The organism is Ensifer sp. SSB1 (genome assembly GCF_016652895.1).
GTDB lineage: Bacteria > Pseudomonadota > Alphaproteobacteria > Rhizobiales > Rhizobiaceae > Ensifer.
Genome location: NZ_JAEPRP010000350.1, coordinates 1 through 2,198, shown reverse-complemented (window position 1 = coordinate 2,198; position 2,198 = coordinate 1). Strand labels below are relative to the sequence as shown.

The 2,198-nt window shown below is 58.0% G+C and carries 3 protein-coding genes; all 3 read right to left on the bottom strand.

All coding sequences use genetic code 11. The annotated features are described in order from the left end of the window. Nucleotides 1-664 (bottom strand): porin (locus I8N66_RS37185; RefSeq protein ID WP_291165552.1); only part of this gene is annotated, 664 nt, incomplete at its 3' end. Nucleotides 665-780: 116 nt separating this feature from the next. Beyond that, on the bottom strand, nucleotides 781-1,665 hold the full coding sequence (locus I8N66_RS37180) for a site-specific integrase (protein ID WP_365888480.1): 885 nt from the start codon (nucleotides 1,663-1,665) through the stop codon (nucleotides 781-783). Nucleotides 1,666-1,887: 222 nt separating this feature from the next. Beyond that, the coding region (locus I8N66_RS37175; RefSeq protein WP_291165549.1) for a porin at nucleotides 1,888-2,198 on the bottom strand (311 nt) is incomplete at its 5' end.

Genomic DNA, 2,198 nt, shown 5'->3' with positions numbered 1-2,198 from the left:
AGTCGTAACCGCCGAGCAGGTCGAAGGAAACGCCGCCGACCGAAGCCGAAACGATACCCGAAACACCAATGCCGTTCGGCTTGGTGGTTGCGCCTTCGAGTTCGTCGATCGAGACACCAGCCTGGAACGAACCGCCGTCATAGAGGTAGGCGATCGAGTTGAACTCGGTGACGTTGCCGATCGAGTCGGTTTCGCCGTTCAGACCCTTATCCCACCAGCTGTAGAAGAAGCCGGCCTTGAGGCCACCGAGCTGGATGTAGGCTTCGTCGACGTCGATGAGGCTGTCACCGATGTCGGTGTCGTTGTCGGCGTTGAACTCAGCAGCGAAGAAGCCGGTGAGCGTGCCGTACTCGGTGTCGCTCTTGGCGTCGAACGAGATGTAAGCGCGCGAGAAGGCATCCCAGTCAGACGTGCCGGCGTTGCCCCAACCCTGAAGACGGTTGACAGCATTTTCACCGAAGTTGGTCTGGAAACGGATGAAGCCGCCGATCTTGAGGCAGGTTTCAGTGCCCGGGATGTAGAAGTAGCCAGTGCCGAAAGCGTCGCAAACGCGAACGTATTCCATGGGCTCCGGCTCGGCTGCGACGATTGCGTCTGCTGCCTGTGCGCCGGAAACTGCTGCGAGAGCAGCAGCGGAGCCGAGAAGAAGGCTCTTGATGTTCATTTCTGACCTCCAGTCAGAATCGGAAGGTTTTCCGCATCTGACTGGGGCGGCTCCCCAGCTAAAACTCAGCACAATCGAGCCCGCGGGTGGGCATCCGAGGGTTCGCTAGGGGAGTGTTATTTTAGGTGGCGTTCAAGCACCGGCACGCACATGTCGAGATCGTGCGACGCGAGGTGGGCATAACGCATCGTCATCTCGAGCGTCTGGTGACCGAGCCACATTTGAACGCGCCGAAGGTCGATGCCGCCGCGCACGAGACGAGACGCGCACGTATGCCTTAGGACGTGCGGAACGATGTCCTCTTCCTCGCCCAGTCCTGCTTCCAGTTTGGCGGCGTTCCACACTGCGCGATATTTTTGAGGATCAACCGAAGAGAATGGTCCGGGAGACCTGTCCGCAAGTGTCTCCATCGCATCTTTCGCTCTGGACGTCAGGGGTACCGTGCGGCTACGACCGGATTTGGTGACCCAGAACGTTACTCTGCCCTCATAAATATCATTCCATTTTAAAGCGATGGATTCGCCAAGGCGGGCGCCTGTGTCCACCAGGAATATGGAAAGTTGCAAGTAGAGGTCTGATCGGTTGCCGATTTCTCGGAACAACGCTTCCTCTTCGGCGGCCTCCAGGAAGCGGAGGCGCCCGGCTCTTTCTTTTTGCCGCCTGAACTCGGGCAGACTGTGGATGTCACCCATCTTGTACGCTTTCCGCAGCAACTTGCTCAGCGCCGCCATCTTCCTGTTGATGGTTGCGTTGCTGTTGCCGCGTTTGCGTAGTGCGCCGATGAGGCTGTCGAGCATGTCTTGTGAGAAGGTGGTGAACCTGGCGCAGATCAGAATCTCGTCAAGTTCGCCGATGAAGGCCTTTACGTTATATTTGTGGCTGCCCTCTTCCCACAAAATGTCGGCATAGCGCTGAAGCAGTTCACCCAGTGTGGTTTCCTTCACCACCCCGACCGGGCGTTGCGGGCTAAAGCTATAGTTGACCTCATATCCCGAACGCATGTCCGGAAAGCTGAAGTCGCCCGCCTGTTTTTCAGCGTCCTGCCCCACGCTCGCAGTTTCCCTCTCCCTCTTGCGAATGAGGCGGAGAAACCGGCTGTATTCAAGCCAACGCCTTCACCTTTCGGCAATTCTGGCGTCTCAAGGCAAGCAAACGTTGCGAAACAGCAACAGCCCGCAACTCCGAAGAGTTGCGGGCTTCGCTTCTGACCGAGTCAGATGATCTTAGAAGTCGCGCTGCAGACGGACGAAGCCGAGAACCTGATCGTCAGCGTTGTCCTGATCTTCATACTGAACCGAAACGCGGGTCGCGAGGCCTTCGGTGATCTTGTAGTCGAGCGTCAGACCAGCGCGCCACTTGTCGTCGTCGCCGAAGCTGGTGAGCGAGTCCTGCAGGCTACCCCAGTACTGGAAGCCCGGAGTAACAGCGAGCTTGTCGGTTGCATTCCAACGGTAGGAAGCAGCAACGGTCCACTCAGAGTCAGCCCAGTAAGCGTTCGGGTCGGAAGCCCAGATACCAGCGATCTGGAAGACGC